Annotated in this window: 15 protein-coding genes; 8 read left to right on the forward strand and 7 right to left on the reverse strand. The window is 69.1% G+C overall.

Going from position 1 to position 16,049, the window contains the following annotated elements:
- The first annotated feature begins 13 nt into the window (after positions 1 to 13).
- Complete coding sequence (locus ACLJOO_RS04330; RefSeq protein ID WP_410785502.1) at positions 14 to 604, forward strand: HhH-GPD-type base excision DNA repair protein; 591 nt, start codon at positions 14 to 16, stop codon at positions 602 to 604.
- A 140-nt stretch (positions 605 to 744) separates the two neighbouring features.
- Entirely contained in the window at positions 745 to 1,335 is a 591-nt protein-coding gene (locus ACLJOO_RS04335; protein WP_410785503.1) for a TIGR03086 family metal-binding protein, read from the forward strand.
- Here ACLJOO_RS04335 and ACLJOO_RS04340 read toward each other — a convergent pair.
- The 3 genes from ACLJOO_RS04340 to ACLJOO_RS04350 all read right to left on the reverse strand — a co-directional run bounded on the left by ACLJOO_RS04340 (position 1,285) and on the right by ACLJOO_RS04350 (position 5,170).
- Positions 1,285 to 2,517: an FAD-dependent monooxygenase gene (locus tag ACLJOO_RS04340; RefSeq protein ID WP_410785504.1), complete on the reverse strand. Its 1,233-nt coding sequence runs from the start codon at positions 2,515 to 2,517 to the stop codon at positions 1,285 to 1,287. The two genes, ACLJOO_RS04335 and ACLJOO_RS04340, sit on opposite strands and share 51 nt — an antisense overlap.
- Before the next feature lie 101 nt (positions 2,518 to 2,618).
- Entirely contained in the window at positions 2,619 to 4,631 is a 2,013-nt protein-coding gene (locus ACLJOO_RS04345) for an FAD-dependent oxidoreductase (RefSeq protein WP_410785505.1), read from the reverse strand.
- Positions 4,628 to 5,170, reverse strand: a complete 543-nt coding sequence (locus ACLJOO_RS04350) for a PadR family transcriptional regulator (protein ID WP_410785506.1) — start codon at positions 5,168 to 5,170, stop codon at positions 4,628 to 4,630. The genes ACLJOO_RS04345 and ACLJOO_RS04350 overlap by 4 nt, the downstream gene beginning before the upstream one ends.
- Positions 5,171 to 5,312: 142 nt before the next feature.
- Between ACLJOO_RS04350 and ACLJOO_RS04355 the strand changes: the two genes are divergently transcribed.
- A complete protein-coding gene (locus ACLJOO_RS04355; RefSeq protein WP_410785507.1) occupies positions 5,313 to 5,789 on the forward strand; it encodes a cation:proton antiporter regulatory subunit in 477 nt (158 codons plus the stop codon).
- Between the two features lie 2 nt (positions 5,790 to 5,791).
- A complete protein-coding gene (locus ACLJOO_RS04360; RefSeq protein WP_410785508.1) occupies positions 5,792 to 7,018 on the forward strand; it encodes a cation:proton antiporter in 1,227 nt (408 codons plus the stop codon).
- 30 nt (positions 7,019 to 7,048) lie between these two features.
- Here the strand turns inward: ACLJOO_RS04360 and ACLJOO_RS04365 are convergent, their stop codons facing one another.
- From ACLJOO_RS04365 to ACLJOO_RS04380, 4 genes are read right to left on the reverse strand one after another with little or no spacing between them, the layout of a single operon-like run.
- Complete coding sequence (locus tag ACLJOO_RS04365) at positions 7,049 to 7,606, reverse strand: YdeI/OmpD-associated family protein (protein ID WP_410785509.1); 558 nt, start codon at positions 7,604 to 7,606, stop codon at positions 7,049 to 7,051.
- Between the two features lie 26 nt (positions 7,607 to 7,632).
- Positions 7,633 to 8,124 (reverse strand): methylated-DNA--[protein]-cysteine S-methyltransferase, encoded by a 492-nt coding sequence (locus tag ACLJOO_RS04370; protein ID WP_410785510.1) that lies wholly within the window; start codon positions 8,122 to 8,124, stop codon positions 7,633 to 7,635.
- On the reverse strand, positions 8,121 to 8,693 hold the full coding sequence (locus ACLJOO_RS04375) for a GNAT family N-acetyltransferase (RefSeq protein WP_410785511.1): 573 nt from the start codon (positions 8,691 to 8,693) through the stop codon (positions 8,121 to 8,123). The genes ACLJOO_RS04370 and ACLJOO_RS04375 overlap by 4 nt, the downstream gene beginning before the upstream one ends.
- A 3-nt stretch (positions 8,694 to 8,696) precedes the next feature.
- Complete coding sequence (locus ACLJOO_RS04380) at positions 8,697 to 10,169, reverse strand: AlkA N-terminal domain-containing protein (protein WP_410785512.1); 1,473 nt, start codon at positions 10,167 to 10,169, stop codon at positions 8,697 to 8,699.
- 141 nt (positions 10,170 to 10,310) lie between these two features.
- On the opposite strand from ACLJOO_RS04380, the gene ACLJOO_RS04385 reads away from it, so the two are divergent.
- From ACLJOO_RS04385 to ACLJOO_RS04400, 4 genes are all read left to right on the forward strand, one after another.
- On the forward strand, positions 10,311 to 11,051 hold the full coding sequence (locus ACLJOO_RS04385) for an SDR family oxidoreductase (protein WP_410785513.1): 741 nt from the start codon (positions 10,311 to 10,313) through the stop codon (positions 11,049 to 11,051).
- Between the two features lie 270 nt (positions 11,052 to 11,321).
- Positions 11,322 to 12,098 (forward strand): LLM class flavin-dependent oxidoreductase, encoded by a 777-nt coding sequence (locus ACLJOO_RS04390; RefSeq protein ID WP_410785514.1) that lies wholly within the window; start codon positions 11,322 to 11,324, stop codon positions 12,096 to 12,098.
- A 75-nt stretch (positions 12,099 to 12,173) separates the two neighbouring features.
- Entirely contained in the window at positions 12,174 to 13,178 is a 1,005-nt protein-coding gene (locus ACLJOO_RS04395; RefSeq protein ID WP_410785515.1) for a LacI family DNA-binding transcriptional regulator, read from the forward strand.
- Positions 13,179 to 13,222: 44 nt separating this feature from the next.
- Positions 13,223 to 15,880: a glycogen debranching protein gene (locus tag ACLJOO_RS04400; RefSeq protein ID WP_410785516.1), complete on the forward strand. Its 2,658-nt coding sequence runs from the start codon at positions 13,223 to 13,225 to the stop codon at positions 15,878 to 15,880.
- Positions 15,881 to 16,049 lie beyond the last annotated feature (169 nt).

A 16,049-nucleotide genomic window follows, 5' to 3' on the forward strand; every position in this document is an offset into this window, starting at 1 on the left:
CAAGATGGGCGGCATGCTGCGCGAACTGCACCTCACCGGCAATCCGGATGCCGACACGTTGCTCAACGACGACCCGTTCGCCTTGCTGGTCGGCATGCTGCTCGACCAGCAGTACCCGATGGAGCACGCCTTCTCCGGTCCGCTGAAGATCGCGAACCGGATGGACGGCTTCGACCTGCACAAGATCGCCGCGACCGACCTGGAGACGTTCGTCGAGCTCTGCGTCACGCCGCCGGCGATCCACCGGTACGGCGGCTCGATGGCCCGCCGGGTGCACGCCCTCGCGCAGGAGATCATCGAGAAGTACGACGGTGAGGCCGCCAACATCTGGCTCTCCGGCCGCCCGAAGCCCGACGGCGCCGAGGTACTGAAGCGGCTGAAGTCGCTGCCCGGATTCGGCGAGCAGAAGGCGAAGATCTTCCTGGCGCTGCTCGGCAAACAGCGCGGCGTGCAGCCGAAGGGGTGGCGCGAGGCCGCCGGGCACTACGGCGACCGGGGCTCGCACCGCTCGATCGCCGACGTCACCGACGCCGCGTCCCTGGGCCAGGTCCGCAACTTCAAGAAGGCCGCAAAGGCCGCCGCGAAAGAAGCAGCCGGCGCCTGACTCCCCCGCGACACCTGAGCCCGACCTGTTGCAGGTCGGGCTGTCTGCGTGCGGGTTGTCCCTTGTGAATCACGCGGTTTTCTGCGGGATGCGGCGTACCCGTCTTATGCTCGGCTGGGCAGCCGACGGAAGGAACGCGGATGGACATCCGGGATCTGGATCGTAGGGCCGGCGCAGTGCTCGGGGAAGTCGTCATGCAGGTACGGCCCGAGCATCTGTGGTTCCCCACCCCGTGCCCCGACTGGACGGTGCGGGGACTGATGCGCCACCTGGTCAGCCAGAACGAGGGCCTCGCCGCGGCCGCGCTGAACGGCTCCGCCTCCGTGCACGTCTGGACCGGCGGTCGTCTCGGCGACAACCCGGCCGGTGCCTACCGCCGTTCGAACGTCCGGGTCGCGGACGCGTTCGCCGACGGCGGCGCCCTGGACCGGCTGGTGGAGGTCCGCGAGTTCGGCTCGTTCCCGCGCCGGATCGCGCTGACCTTCCACCAGCTCGACTGCATCGTGCACGCCTGGGACCTGGCCCGCGCGATCGACGTCCCGTACAACCCGCCGCCGGACATGGTCGAACTGGCGCTCACCCTGGCCCGCCGGATCCCCGACACCGAGGCGAACCGCGGCGCCGGTTACGCGTTCGAACGCAGCGTCAAGGTCTCCGGCACGGCCCCCGACCTCGACCAGCTACTCGGCCTCCTCGGCCGCAACCCCGAGTGGGTGTCCCCGCTCGACTGAGTAGTCCGGCAGCTCGATCGCGTCCGGTTTCGCGACCGCCATCTTCGCCAGTACGCCGGCCAGCAGCCGCGAGGTCATCACCCGCAGCATGAGGTCGCGGTACGCGATCCCGAACCGGCTCATCGGCATCGCCATCTTGACCCCACCCGGCGGCAGCTCCATCCGCTGCTCGACGTACGCCTGCATCCGGGCCTGGTACGCCGGGAACGCGCGGACGTGATCGCCCTGCGCAGCGGCCAACTCGCCCGCCAGCACGTACGCGCCGACGAGGGAGAGCGCCGTACCGTGGCCGGCCAGCGGTGAACCGCAGTACCCGGCGTCACCGACGAGCGCGACCCGTCCGCGGGACCACTCCGGCACCTCGACCCGGCTGATGCTGTCGAGGTAGAAGTCGTCGGCCGCGTCCAACTCGTTCAGGATGTGCTTGGTGTGCCAGCCGAGGCCCTCGAAGCGCGACCGCACCAGCCGCTTCTGCGCCTCCACATCACGCCGGTCGTAGGTGAGCACCGGCGACCGGAAGCTCAACAGCGCCTTCACGAACCGCGGATCGCGATCCGGCCGCAGGCCGACCCAGCGCCCGCCCGGCGCGGTGTGGAGCTTCATCCAGTGCCCCAGATCCTCCGGCGCCTCGATCGTGAAGTACGACGTGTAACCGCCGAGGTGGCGCACGAACTGCTCCTCCGGCCCGAACGCGAGCCGCCGTACCCGGGAATGCACCCCGTCCGCCCCGATCACGAGATCGAACCGCCGCCGCGTGCCGCTCGCGAACGTGACGTCGACGCCGCTCGGGTCCTGCGTCAGCTCGGTGACCGAGTCGCCGTACAGGTACTCGACCTCGCTCGTCGCGCCGGCCAGGATCTCGGCGAGGTCGCCGCGGAGGATCTCGATCTCAGCAACCGGCCCGGCGCCGTCGAGCAGTTCCGCGGGCATCGCCGCGGCCTGCCGCCCGTCGGCCTTCACGTACGCGAGCCCGCGCTCGTGCAGCTGCCGCTCGGCGACGGCCGGCATCAGCCCCATCCGCTCGACCACCACCCGCGACACCCCGCGCAGGTCCACGGTCTGCCCACCCGGCCGCGGCCCCGCCGCGATCTCGACCACGGTCGGCGCGAACCCGAACCGCCGCAGCCAGAACGCCAGCGCCGGCCCCGCAATCCCACCACCGGAAATCAGCACAGTCTTCATATCCCCATCCCTCTCACTAGTGCGCGTACGCTGTACAGTGCACTAGGTGAAGGGCATGACGCCAGCGCGCACTAGTGCACCGGCCGAGGTGCACTAGTACCTCAGAGCGTGAGCGCCAGTCGGGTCGCTTGCTCGATGGCTCGTTTGGCGTCGAGTTCGGTGGCTACGTCCGCTCCGCCGATCAGGTGGACGGGCCGACCGGTGGCCTGCAGTGCTTCGGCGAGGTCGCGGACTGGTTCCTGGCCGGCGCAGACGACGACCGTGTCGACGGCCAGTACGCGCGCCTTCTCGCGTTTCGGGCCGAACGTGATGTGCAGGCCGTCGTCGTCGATGCATTCGTAGTTCACCTCACGCAACTGCTCGACCTGCTTGTTCTTCAACGCCGCCCGATGCACCCACCCAGTCGTCTTGCCGAGCCCGGCGCCGATCTTCCCGGCCTTGCGCTGCAGCAGATACACCTTCCGCAGTGACGGTTCCGGCTGCGGTACGGCGAGCGCACCCGGGAGCAGCGTCGGATCGCCGACACCCCACTCCGCCTTCCACGCGGCGAGATCCGGCGAGGTGGTGGTGAGGAACTCGCTGACATCCACCCCGATCCCGCCGGCGCCGATCACCGCGACCGTGTCCCCGACCGGTTTGCGTTCGCGGACAACCTCGACGTACGAAAGGACCTTGGGGTGATCGATGCCGGGGATCGCGGGCACCCGCGGTACGACGCCGGTCGCCAGAACGATCTCGTCGAAGCCGGTCAGGTCGTCGGCGCCGGCGCGGCGGCCGAGGTGCAGCTTGACGCCGGTCAGCTCGAGCCGCCGCCGGTAGTACCTGATCGTCTCGGCGAACTCCTCCTTGCCCGGGATCTGCTGGGCGATCCCGAACTGTCCGCCGATCTCCGCGTCCGCCTCGAACAACTCGACGTGATGCCCGCGCTCCGCCGCCGTCACCGCGGCGGCCAGACCGGCCGGTCCGGCCCCGACGACAGCGATGTTCTTGGTACGCCGGGTCGGCAGCAACTGCAGCTCGGTCTCGCGAGCCGCCCGCGGATTGACCATGCAGCTCGCCTTCTTCTTCGCGAACACATGATCCAGACACGCCTGGTTGCAGGCGATGCAGACGTTGATCTCGTCGGCGCGGTCAGTAGTTGCCTTAAGCACCCATTCCGGATCGGCCAGGAACGGGCGGGCCATGCTCACCAGGTCGGCGTCACCGCGGGCCAGGACTTCCTCGGCCACCTGCGGCAGGTTGATCCGGTTCGAGGTGACGACCGGGATCTTCACGTGCGGCTTGAACGCCGCGGTCACGCTGGTGAACGCGGCCCGGGGCACGGACGTGACGATGGTCGGGACGCGCGCCTCGTGCCAGCCGATCCCGGTGTTGATGATCGACGCCCCGGCGGCCTCGATCTCCTTGCCCAGCGCAACCACATCATCCCAGGTCTGCCCGCCCTCGACCAGGTCGGCCATCGACAGCCGGTAGATGATCAGGAAGTCGTCGCCGACCCGTTCGCGGGTCCGTCGGACGATCTCGACCGCGAGCCGGCGCCGGTTCTCCGGGCTGCCGCCCCAGCGGTCGGTCCGCTTGTTCGTCCGCTCGGACAGGAACTGGTTGATGAAGTACCCCTCGGACCCCATGACCTCGACGCCGTCGTACCCGGCCTTGCGAGCGAGCGCCGCGCAGTCGACGTACGCCTCGATCTGTTTGCGGACACCGCGATCGGACAGGGCGCGCGGCTTGAAGGGGTTGATCGGGGCCTTCAGGGCGGAGGCGGAGACGCTGAACGGGTGGTACGAGTACCGGCCGGCGTGCAGGATCTGGAGCGCGATCCGGCCGCCTTCGGCGTGCACGGCATCGGTCAGCAGGCGATGCTTCCGGGCCTGCCGCCGGTTGATGAGGGTCGATCCGAAAGGTGTCAGCCAGCCGGTGCGGTTCGGCGCGTAGCCACCGGTCACCATCAGGCCGACGCCGCCGCGAGCACGCTCGGCGAAGTACGCCGCCAGCTTGGGCAGATCGCGCAACCGGTCCTCGAGCCCGGTGTGCATCGACCCCATGATCACCCGGTTCGGCAACACGACATGGCCGAGATCCAACGGCTCCAGCAGGTGCGGATACGAACTCATCGGTTGTCCTTCCGGAGGGCGTCGATCACTTCGTCGCACCAGGCGACGAAGGACTCCTCGGCGCGGACACCGCCGCGCAGTACGAGGTATTGGTGCAGCTCACGGCCGCGCAGGCCGGACGGCTTCGGGAAGTCGCGCTCCTGGATCCCGCGGTAGACCTCGAGCCGCGTCGCGTGCTCGGCCCGGTGCCGCTCGATCTCACTCAGTACGAGATCGACCGAGCCGAGCGAGGCACCGCGGAGCTTCACCCCCAGCCCGTCCCGCAGTACGGCGGGATCCTCCGGCTCGGCCAGCCAGCGCGACAACTCCGCACGCCCGGCCGCCGCGACCCGGTACACCTTCTTGTCCGGGCGGCCGTCCTGGGCGATCTCGGTGTGCTTGACCCAGCCCGCCTCGTCCATCCGCCGCAGCACCCGGTAGATCTGCTGGTGCGTGGCCGGCCAGAAGTACCCGATCGACCGGTCGAACCGCCGGGCCAGCTCGTACCCGGACCCGGCCCGCTCGGTCAGCGAAACCAGAATCGCGTGCTCCAGTGCCATGACCCGAGGCTACCTATGCAACCAGTTGCACTGCACCTGATTGCATCCCAGGTCACACCACTTGTCCGAACAAGCTTGCCGGAGTTTGAGAGAATGGTTGCAGACGCCAGCTATTGAGACGCCTGCTATTGATCGGAGCACCATGAACCACCACCCGACCAAGACGACGTTGCCCGGTATCGGGATCCGGTACGACCTGGTCACCGATGGGGGCAAGCATGTCTCGGTGGTGGTGCACAACGACGGGCGGCGGTTCCTCGGCTTCCACAATCCCGAGGACGACGACGAGTGCCAGGCCACCGTCCCCTTAGGTCAGGGCGAGGCGGCCGCACTCGCGCAGCTGCTGATCCCGGAGCAGCTCGACCCGGTCCGCGGCGAGATCGAGATCGACCTGGTCACGGAGCACATCCCGATCACCGCCAAGTCGCCGTACTCCGGCCGGACCCTCGGCGACACCCAGGCACGCAGCCGCACCGGTGCGTCGATCGTCGCGGTACTGCGGCGTACCGGGGCGACCCCGTCGCCGACGCCGGACTTCCGGTTCGCGATCGGCGACACCCTGGTCGTGGTCGGCACCCGCGAGGGCGTCGACGCCGTGGCCGATCTGATCGCCGGCTGAGTATGCACGAGAACATCACTGCCCTGCTGATCGAGTTGGGCGCGGTCATCCTCGCCCTGGGCATCCTCGGGCGGATCGCCGGTCGTCTCGGCTTCTCGCCGATTCCTCTTTATTTACTTGCCGGTCTGGCGTTCGGGCACGGCGGGTTGTTGCCCTTGGCAGCGAGTGAGGAGTTCGTTGCCACCGGCGCCGAGATCGGCGTGATCCTGCTGCTGTTGCTGCTCGGGCTCGAGTACACCGCGTCCGATCTCGTCGGGACCCTGAAGACGCAGTACATCTCCGGAGTGGTCGACTTCCTGCTCAACGCGCTGCCTGGTGCGGCCGTGGCGTTGCTGCTCGGTTGGGGTCCGGTCGCGGCGGTCGCGCTGGCCGGTGTCACCTGGATCTCGTCGTCCGGTGTGATCGCGAAGGTCGTCGGAGATCTCGGCCGGCTGGGTAACCGGGAAACCCCAGTGATTCTTGGGATTCTGGTGCTCGAGGACCTGTCGATGGCGGTCTACCTGCCTATCCTCACCGCGCTGCTGGCCGGCGTCGGTTTGGCCGGCGGGAGCATGACGCTGCTGATCTCGCTCGGGACGGTGAGCGTGGTGCTGTTCATCGCGCTCCGGTACGGGCGCGTCATCAGCCGGGCCGTTTCCTCGGACAATCCGGAGATGCTGCTGCTCGTCGTCCTCGGCCTCACATTGCTCGTCGCGGGGATCGCGCAGCAGCTGCAGGTGTCGGCGGCCGTCGGTGCGTTCCTGGTCGGCATCGCGTTGTCCGGCGAGGTCGCGCACGGCGCTCGGAACCTGCTCAGTCCGCTGCGTGACCTGTTCGCGGCGGTGTTCTTCGTGTTCTTCGGGTTGAGCACCGATCCGGCGAAGATCCCGCCGGTGCTGGCGATCGCGTTCGGGCTGGCGATCCTGACCGCAGGCACCAAGATCCTCACCGGTTGGTACGCCGCTCGACGCGCGGGCATCTCGTCCGCGGGTCGGTGGCGAGCGGGCGGGACGCTGGTCGCGCGTGGCGAGTTCTCGATCGTCATCGCCGGTCTCGCGGTCGGGGTCGAACCGAAACTCGGTCCGCTGGCCACGGCGTACGTGCTGATCCTGGTCATCCTCGGCCCGGTCGCCGCCCGCTACACCGAGCCCCTCGCCCGCCGCCTCACCCGCAAACCCACCAAGCCCGCCGAGCCGACCGAAGCCCCAACCGCCGAACGCCTCGACGACACCGCCACCACAGCCGGCTGACCCCCACCACCCGGTCCCGCCGGCTGACCCTCATCGCACGCGGGTGCCGGCGGCGGCCTGCTCGACCGTCTCCGCGATCCGGCGTTCTCGCGTCTCGGCGCGCTTGGCGAGGGTGATCCACTCGAGGATCGTCCGGCGGGCCGACGGCGGGAACGCTCGGAAGTTCTCGTCCGCCTGCGGGTCGGCCGCCAGCGCGGCCCGCAGGTCGGGCGGCACGATCAGGTTCTGCGCGTCGGCGAGCAAATCCCACGTCCCGGTGCTCCGAGCATGCGCGACAAGCTCCTCCCCCGCCGGCATCATCAGCCCCGCCGCGGTCAGCCGCTCGACACGCTCCCGATTCACCTTGCTCCAGGTACTCCGCGGATTCCGCGGCGTAAAGCACTGGTACGTCGTCCGCCCATCGCGCCGGACCGTCTTACTGTCGATCCACCCGAAACACAACGCGTGCTCAACCGCAGCCGCGAGGTTCAGACCATCCGCCTCACGATGCACGACCAGCCAAACGGACCGCTCACTCCGACCGTTGGCGCCCAGCCACCCACGCCACTCGTCGACATCCGCACATTTCAGCGCCTCGTTCTCGTTCATGAAACCAGCATGCGCCGGATAAGTGCTCATCCAGTGAGCAGTTTTTCTCCGCGTTCGTGATCCAGCAGCGCCTGCTTACGTTCGATGCCACCGCCGTACCCGGTGAGATTGCCGGTCGACCCAACCAGCCGATGGCAAGGCACGATGATGCTGATCGGGTTCTTCCCGTTCGCCAGCCCGACCGCCCGAGCCGACCCCGGCTTCAGACCGAGCGTCTCCGCGAGACCGCCGTACGTCGTGGTCGTGCCGTACGGGATGTCCTGCAGCGCGGTCCAGATCTCGCGCTGGAACGGCGTACCGACGAGATGCAGCGGTACGTCGAAGGTCGTGCGGCCGTGATGGAAGTACTCGTCCAACTGCTCGGCCACCGCGGGGAGGGCCGCGTCGTCGCGATCACCGTAGCCAGCCTGCTCCGGGCGGTAGCGCTGGCGGTCCATGTAGAGCCCGGTCAACCCGCCCGCATCGGTCCCCACGAGCGTGAGTGGACCGAGCGGGCTGTCGACGACGGCGTACGTCACCGGGTGGACTCCCACTGCGCACGATCGATCCGGTAGAGCACGTGCCGCTGCAGCCGGTGGCCGTCAGCGATGCGCGGGTGGTCGAAGTCGCCGGGCTCGTCGTGCACCATGCCGATCCGCTGCATGACACGCTGCGACGGCAGGTTCGGGGTCGCGGTGAACGACACGATCTCCTCCAGCCCGCCCGGCCCGAACCCCTGCGCCAGCGCGGCCCGCGCCGCCTCGGTCGCATAGCCGTTGCCCCAGGCACCCTTCGCGAGCCGCCAGCCGATCTCGACGCCCGGCAGGCTGCTGTTGGCTGACAGAAAGGGCGCGTCGAAGCTGGGCACCGACAACCCGGTGAACCCGATGAACTCGCCGGTGTCCCGCACCTCCAGCGCCCACAGCCCCCACCCGCGCTCCTCGATCGCGGGGATCTGCCGGTCGATCAGGGCGTCACTCTGCTCACGTGTCTGCAGGGCCGGGAAGTGCTCCATCACGGCCGGGTCCGCGTTCAGCGCGGCGAACGGCTCCCGGTCGGAGTCGCGCCAGTTGCGCAGTAGCAGCCGGTCGGTGGTCAGTTCGGTCATTCGTCACTCCGTGGGGATCTTGTTGATCGCATGGTCGCCGGTGGCCCACAGGTACTGCACGGCGTACGCACGCCAAGGCCGCCACGCGCGGGCGTGGTCGGTCAGGAGTTTGGGGGCCTCGGGCAAGCCTAGGTCACGCGCGGCGTACCGGATGCCCAGATCGCTGGCCACGAAGGCGTCCGGGTCACCGAGCGCGCGCATCGCGATGGACTCCACCGTCCACGGCCCGATCCCGGGCAGCGCGGCCAGTTGCTCGCGCGCACGATCCCAGTCGGCGCCGGCCCCCAGGTCGATCTCATCGCGCGCGAGTGTCGCGATCAGCGTGGTGAGCGTCGTACGGCGGGACTTCGGGAACGCCAGCGTCTCCGGGTCGAGCTCCGCGAGCGCCTGCATCGTCGGGAACAGATGCGTGAGCCCGCCGGCCGCGTCCTCGATCGGCTCGCCGTGCTGCAGCACGAGGCGATGCGCGTGCGTCCGTGCCGCTGCTGTCGACACCTGCTGGCCGAGCACCGCGCGTACGGCGAACTCCTCGCCGTCGACCGTGTGCGGGACCCGGCGGCCGGGCGCCTTCACGATCAGCGGAGCGAGCACCGGATCGGTGCTGAGCAGGTCGTCGACCGCGACCGGGTCCGCGTCGAGGTCGAGCATCCGGCGGCACCGGCTGATCGCGATCGCGAGATCGCGCTGGTCGGTGAGCGAGAGCTGGCAGGCGATGTGATCCGGCATCGGTCGCAGGGCGACGACACCGTGCCCGTGCGGGAGTCGCAGGGTGCGGCGGTAGTGACCGTCGCGCCACTCCTCGACACCTGATACGCCGGTCGCGATCAGGTGACCGAACAGGTTGTCGGGCGTCAACGGGGCGCGGAACGGGAGCCGGAGCGAGATCGTGCCGGGCGCGGCCGACGTCGTACCCCGGCGGGCTCGGCGTCGCAGTTCCGTCGGCGCGAGCGCGAAGACCTCCTGCACGGTTTCGTTGAAGGTCCGCACGCTGGAGAACCCGGCGGCGAACGCCACGTCCGCCATCTGCAGCTCACTCGTCTCGATCAGCAGCCGCGCGGTCTGCGCACGTTGCGCCCGGGCGAGCGCGAGCGGACCGGCGCCGAGCTCGGCCTGGAGTTGGCGTTGCACCTGGCGGACGCTGTACCCGAGCTGCGCTGCTAGCCCTGGTACGCCGTCCCGGTCGACAATGCCGTCCGCGATCAGGCGCATCGCCCTCGCGACCAGGTCGGCGCGGTCGTTCCACTCGGGTGAGCCCGGGCTCGCATCAGGACGGCACCGCTTGCAGGCGCGGAACCCGGCCTGCTGGGCGGCTGCGGCGCTCGGGTAGAACCGCATGTTCTCCACCTTCGGCGGCACCACCGGGCAACTCGGCCGGCAGTAGATCTTGGTGGTCAGGACCGCCGTGAAGAACCACCCGTCGAACCGCGCGTCCTTGGACTGCACCGCCCGGATGCATCGCTCCCTACACTCGTACACGTCCTCCAGCATCCCTGCCGCCACCGACAGTTCCTAGCGGATTTACGACATGGAGGTGTGGCGGTCGCGATTTTGCGACGCGAGGATCCGGTGGCCGATTCTCGCCAGCTTCGCAGTCGTCGCGCCGCTGAACTTGAAGGCATGAACGAACTGTTTGGCAAGAAGGCATTGGTCACCGGCGGCAGCCGCGGGATCGGCGCGGCGGCCGCTGTCGCACTGGCGGAGCGTGGCGCGGATGTCGCGATCACGTACAACTCGTCCGCGGACGCCGCGGCTGCGGTGGTGAAGGAGATCGAGGCCCTCGGGCGGCGCGGGTTCGCGTACGCCGTCGACTCGGGTGATGCGGTGGCGGTCGGTGACGGCGTACGGCGGGCTGCGGAAGCCCTTGGCGGGTTGGACATCCTGGTCAACAACGCCGGTGTCGGCGCGATCGCTCCGATCACCGAGCTCACTCTGGAGGACGTCGACCGGGTGCTCGCGGTCAACGTCCGCGGTGCGTACGCCGCTGCGCAGGCCGCCGTACCGCGGCTGTCCGACGGCGGCCGGATGATCCACCTGGGCAGCTGCGTGACCGGGCGGGTCCCCGGGCCGGGGATGACGCTGTACGCGATGAGCAAGTCCGCGATGACCGGCCTGAGCAAGAGCCTAGCCCGCGAACTCGGCCCCCGCGGCATCACCTCCAACGTCGTCCACCCTGGCCCGATCGACACCGACATGAACCCCGCCGACGGCCCCTTCGCCGCCGCCCAACTCACCAACCTGGCCCTCCCCCGCTTCGGCGCAGCCACCGAAGTAGCCGCCGCCATCACCTACCTGGCCGGCCCCAACGCCAGCTACATCACCGGCACCGCCCTGACCATCGACGGCGGCCACACCGCCTGACGTACATAAGAACGGGTAGTGCAGGCCCCCCAACGCCACCCCCAACCGCCACCACGCTCGCCGGCACACCGTCCCGCCCCCGCATTACCCGTTCTTCCGCACGCCCCCTCACCCCGCCCGACCGCCCATCCAACGCGAACGGATATCCCCTCGCGTGCTGGGTTCTCCGCTGGTGTACCAGTGGATAACCCCCAACAGGAGGGGTTACCCCCCTCGCGTTGGATCGGGCGCAGCGGGGGGTTGTCGGTGGGTGGGGTTAGCGTCGGGTGGGTGAAGTTTTCGGTGACGGTGGGGGCGGTGGGGGTGGGGCGGGATCCGCGCGGGTTGGCGGAGCTGGCTCGAGTGGTGGAGGGGTCTGGGTGGGACGGGATGTTCTTGGAGGACTACCTCGTCTACCAGGGGGATGCGTCGCAGCCGACGTACGACCCGTGGATCTGTTTGGCGGGTATGGCGATGGCCACCGAGCGGATCCGGATCGGTACGACGGTGACGCCGCTTCCCCGCCGACGGCCGTGGAAGGTGGCGGCGGAGGTTGTGGCGTTGGATCACCTGTCGAACGGGCGGATGATCCTCGGCGTCGGGATCGGGGACCCGGGTGATCCGTTTCTCGAGCGGAACAGTCCGCGGGTGCTCGCGGAGATGCTCGACGAAGGGCTCGCGGTCATCGACGAGTTGTGGACCGGGCGGCCGGTGACGTTCAGCGGGAAGCACTACACGCTGAAGGACGCTCAGTTGACTGCGCGGCCGGTGCAGAAGCCGCGGGTGCCGATCTGGGTCGGGGGCAACTTTCTGGTGCCTGCCGTACGGCGGAGGATTCTCCAGTGGGACGGATCGTGTGCCTACAAAGGCAGTACGGGTGCTCCGCAGCAGATCACGCCGGACGATGTTCGGGGACTGCTCGCGGAGCGGGATCTCGACGTGAAGGTGAGCGGCGGGGACCCGGGCGCGTTCGCGGAAGCCGGTGCGACGTGGTGGGGCCGATGGATCCCGCCACTGTCCGTCGCCGAGACGCGGGCCGTCATCGAGCAAGGACCGCCGACGCTCTGAACCGTTGACAGCGTGAATGGGGTCGGGAGAGACTGCGGATGTTTTTAACGTTCAAAACGTCCGTGGGAGGTCGCTGTGGCTACTTTGAAGCAGGTCGCCGCCCACGCCGAGGTCTCTGTACAGACCGTGTCGAACGCGTTGAACGCCCCGCACCGCCTGCGCGCGGACACGCTCGAACGGGTGAACCGCTCCATCGAGCTGCTCAACTACCGGCCCAATCGTAACGCCCGCAGTCTCCGCACCAGCGCGGTCGAGTTGATCGGGTACTGCGTCCCGAGCTGGCCGAACCAGACGCACCTGGTGATGGACCAGTTCCTGCACGCCCTCTGCGCCGCCGCGGAACGCACCGGCCGGCACATCCTGCTCTTCACCGCACCGGGCGGCGTCGACGGTATGCCGACGTACGACGACCTGCACGCCCGCCGGATGGTCGACGGATTCGTTCTGTCGCAGACCGAGACGCACGACCCGCGGCACGGCTGGCTGAAGGAACAGGACATCCCGTTCGTCAGCTTCGGCCGGGTGTGGAAGGAGACCACGCAACCCGGCCCGTGGGTGGACGTCGACGGCGCGGCCGGCTCCGCGATGGCGGTCCGGCACCTGTACGAGAGCGGCCGTCGCCGGATCGCCTTCCTGGGCTGGCCGAAATCGTCCGGGCTGGGCGAGGACCGGGTCGGCGGCTGGCGCGACGAGTGCAAGGACCTCGGTCTGCCGACCACCGGGCTGACCGTCCGGTGCCGCGAGGACAGCATCGAGGAAGGCGCCCGCGCGACCGGTCGGCTGCTCGACGCCGGCCGGACCGTCGACGGGATCGTTGCCCTGAGCGACATTCTCGCGCTCGGCGCGCTCCGCGAGCTGACCCGCCGCGGCCTCACCCCCGGCCACGACGTCGGCGTCACCGGCTTCGACGACTCGCCGCTCGCGGAGGTCGTCTCCCCCGGCCTGACCAGCCTCCGGCAACCGATGGACCAGATCGCCGAAGAGCTGATCACGATCCTGACCGGCTCCAGCAACGGGAGCCCGGTCGAACGCCTGTTGCGGCCAGAACTGGTGATCAGGGGCAGCTCGGCCCCTGGCTGATTTTCGGCGCTTCTCCCCGGGCGCCGCGAGAAGGAGGAACCGCCATGACTCCCTATCCGACCAACCGAAGTAGCCGACGTGGTGCAGCCCCGCCCCGCCGGAAACCGGTGCGGAAGATCGCCGGCGTCGCCCTGCTGGCGACCGCCGTCGTGCTGGCCGGCAACGCGTCGGCCACCGCCGGCTCTTCCGGCACCACCGCACCTGCAGCAGCCCGGGCGACGACACCGTCCGAACTCTCCGAGACCACCCGCCTGACCGACCGTCGTTCGCTCGTCGTCGGCGACCGCGCCTACGCGATGGGCGACGAGTCCGGTCTCTACCCCGCCGCCGGGTGGCACATCCGCGGTGAGATGGGCGGCTTCTGGTCGCAGCCGATCAAGCTCCTCGACGGCATCTGGTTCGGCCTCGACGGGAACTGGCTCGGTAAGCAGGTTCCCGCCGCGAAGTACACCAGCGGCCACGGCTACAGCCGGATCGACTACTCCGGTTCCGTGAACGTACGCCGTACCGACTTCGTCCCCGACGGCATCCGCGCGACGCTCGTCGGACTCACGCTCAGCTCGAGTACGGCGAAGACGGTGAAGCTCGACGTCGACGCGCACTCGGAACTGATGCAGTCGTACCCGTGGGGCTGGACCACCCCGAGCGCCGCGGACGCGAACCTGCCCGACACCGGCGACTTCAGCGGCGGCGCGCTCCGCTTCCGCGAGCAGGGCACCCCGTCGTACCCGAACGCGACCGCGCACGACTACGCCGCGTTCGTCGGATCGTCCCTGCGTCCGACGAGCCACCAGCTCGGCGCGGACCACCGCGGACCGCAGAGCCCGGCGGTGACGTGCCCGGCGGACGGTACGACGCCTGCGCGGTGTGACGACTCGCTCGTCGGGAAGGGCACCGGCGGCCGGCTCACGTACGACGTACCGCTGGCGGCTGGTCAGCAGAAGACGATCTGGTTCGCCGTGGCCGGATCGGACCAGGGCAGCCGGGCCGCGGAACGCGAGTACGGCAAGGCCCTGAGCAACCCGGACAAGTTGCTGCGGGCAAAGACCTCCGCGCGGCAGCAGATCGACGCGCAGTCCGCAGTGGACCTTCCTGGTGACCGTCTACTGCAGCAGAGTGTCGAGTGGAGCAAGCAGAACCTCGCCGATTCGGTCCAGGAGGCGCGCAACCTGCAGATCCGGGACGTGAACGAAGGCAAGGACTACCCAGCGCCGGTCGGGTCGGTGCCGACCGCCCGTTGGTTCGGCGCGGGCTTCCCGGACTATCCGTGGCTGTTCGCGACCGACGGCGAGTACACAGCGTTCGCTGCCGTCGCTGCCGGGCAGTTCGACACCGTGAAGGAACATCTGCGAGCGCTCCGCGACGTCAGTGACCTTCTGAACAACCGCAGCGGCAAGGTCGCGCACGAGGTGACGCCGACCGGCGACGTGTACTTCGGCTCGAACCAGAGCGCCGGCAACACCGACGAGACGGTGAAGTTCCCGAGTACGGTCGCGCTGCTGTGGCGGTGGACCGGTGACAACAAGTTCCGCGACGAGATGTACGACTTCAGCGTCCGCAACCTGCAGTACATCTACAAGACCCTCGACAAGGACAACGACGGCTGGCCCGAGGGCCTGGCGAACGTCGAACGCGCGGGCATGGGCGTCGAGAAACTCGACAGCACCGTGTACCTCGCCCGCGGTCTGCGGGACCTGGCCGACCTCGCCGCGTCCAAGCACGACACGAAGGTGCAGCAATGGGCGACCGGCCGCGCCGACGACCTCGAGTCCAAGTTCGAGGCGCAGTGGTGGGTGCCGGCGGCGAAGGGGTACGCCGACTCGGTCGACGACCCGGCCAACCCGGCGAACGACAACACCCCGATCTTCCAGCGGCACTGGATCGGTGTCACGCCGATGGAAGCTGTGCTGACCCGTCCGGGTCAGACGTCGCCACTGGCGTCGGCCGAGCACGCGAAGACCGCGCTCGACCAACGCGAAACCTCTTGCTACACAGGCGAATTCGGTCTCTACCACACCGGCACCGGCCCGACGTCTGCCGACGGCGGCAACCGCGGCGACGCGTGTGACTCGGTCGTGTCGACGGTCCAGAGCGAGCGCGCCATGTTCGGCCTGAACACGTCGATCATGGCCGTTGCAGAGGGCAACTTCGGGCGGCTGGGAACCAAACAGCAGCAGGTGTACACCACCGCCAATGCCCGGATCCAGCTCGACCCGTCGGTCTGGGAGACCCCCGGCGCGATGCCGGAGATCGCTCCGTCGCCGGACTCGCCGGCGAACATCGGCCGGCCGTTCTACGACCGTTCGATGGCGCTGCAGGCGTGGGGCGCGTACGGCATCCTTTGGCCGGTGGTCCACCAGCAGCTCGGCGTCGATCCCGATCTGGGTCACGGCCGGATCGCCGTCGTACCGCAACTTCCGGAAGGCCAGCAGAAGGTGGCCGGTAGCAACATCCGGGTCGGTCGCGGTGCGGTCGACGTGTCGGCACGCCTTACAGGTAAGGCGTTGTCGACCGAGGTGACCGCGAGGGGCGTCGGTGCGGCGCTCACGGTCGGCGCCGTACTGCCGACCGGCGCGAAGGTGCAGAGCGTGACGGTCGACGGTCACGCAGCGCAGTACAAGGTCGTGACCACGAGCCGCGGGACGGAGGTCCAGGTGCCGGCGGGCGGTGCGCACACGACACTGACGATCACTCTCAAGTGATTGAACAACCCCCGGCCGGTGCGCAACCGATCTGCGCACCGGCCGGCTTCGTCATGCCCGGAATCCGGTACCGCGCAGTCTTGGTAGGTAACAGAAGGCGGGCCCCTCCGAGTATGAGTCGGAGGGGCCCGCACAGCTGAAGGAAGGTGACGTCTCCAGCTTCCCGATA

Origin of the sequence: Kribbella sp. C-35 (assembly GCF_046549195.1) — a bacterium.
Lineage (GTDB): Bacteria > Actinomycetota > Actinomycetes > Propionibacteriales > Kribbellaceae > Kribbella.

What these genes read in the sequence shown, in the direction of transcription:
- ACLJOO_RS04375 (WP_410785511.1), bottom strand. Translation starts at nt 8,693, where the DNA reads ATGACCGAACTGACCACCGACCGGCTGCTACTGCGCAACTGGCGCGAC.
- ACLJOO_RS04340 (WP_410785504.1), bottom strand. Translation starts at nt 2,517, where the DNA reads ATGAAGACTGTGCTGATTTCCGGTGGTGGGATTGCGGGGCCGGCGCTG.
- ACLJOO_RS04335 (WP_410785503.1), top strand. Translation starts at nt 745, where the DNA reads ATGGACATCCGGGATCTGGATCGTAGGGCCGGCGCAGTGCTCGGGGAA.
- ACLJOO_RS04365 (WP_410785509.1), bottom strand. Translation starts at nt 7,606, where the DNA reads ATGAACGAGAACGAGGCGCTGAAATGTGCGGATGTCGACGAGTGGCGT.
- ACLJOO_RS04330 (WP_410785502.1), top strand. Translation starts at nt 14, where the DNA reads ATGCTGCGCGAACTGCACCTCACCGGCAATCCGGATGCCGACACGTTG.
- ACLJOO_RS04355 (WP_410785507.1), top strand. Translation starts at nt 5,313, where the DNA reads ATGAACCACCACCCGACCAAGACGACGTTGCCCGGTATCGGGATCCGG.
- ACLJOO_RS04385 (WP_410785513.1), top strand. Translation starts at nt 10,311, where the DNA reads ATGAACGAACTGTTTGGCAAGAAGGCATTGGTCACCGGCGGCAGCCGC.
- ACLJOO_RS04345 (WP_410785505.1), bottom strand. Translation starts at nt 4,631, where the DNA reads ATGAGTTCGTATCCGCACCTGCTGGAGCCGTTGGATCTCGGCCATGTC.
- ACLJOO_RS04350 (WP_410785506.1), bottom strand. Translation starts at nt 5,170, where the DNA reads ATGGCACTGGAGCACGCGATTCTGGTTTCGCTGACCGAGCGGGCCGGG.
- ACLJOO_RS04400 (WP_410785516.1), top strand. Translation starts at nt 13,223, where the DNA reads ATGACTCCCTATCCGACCAACCGAAGTAGCCGACGTGGTGCAGCCCCG.
- ACLJOO_RS04360 (WP_410785508.1), top strand. Translation starts at nt 5,792, where the DNA reads ATGCACGAGAACATCACTGCCCTGCTGATCGAGTTGGGCGCGGTCATC.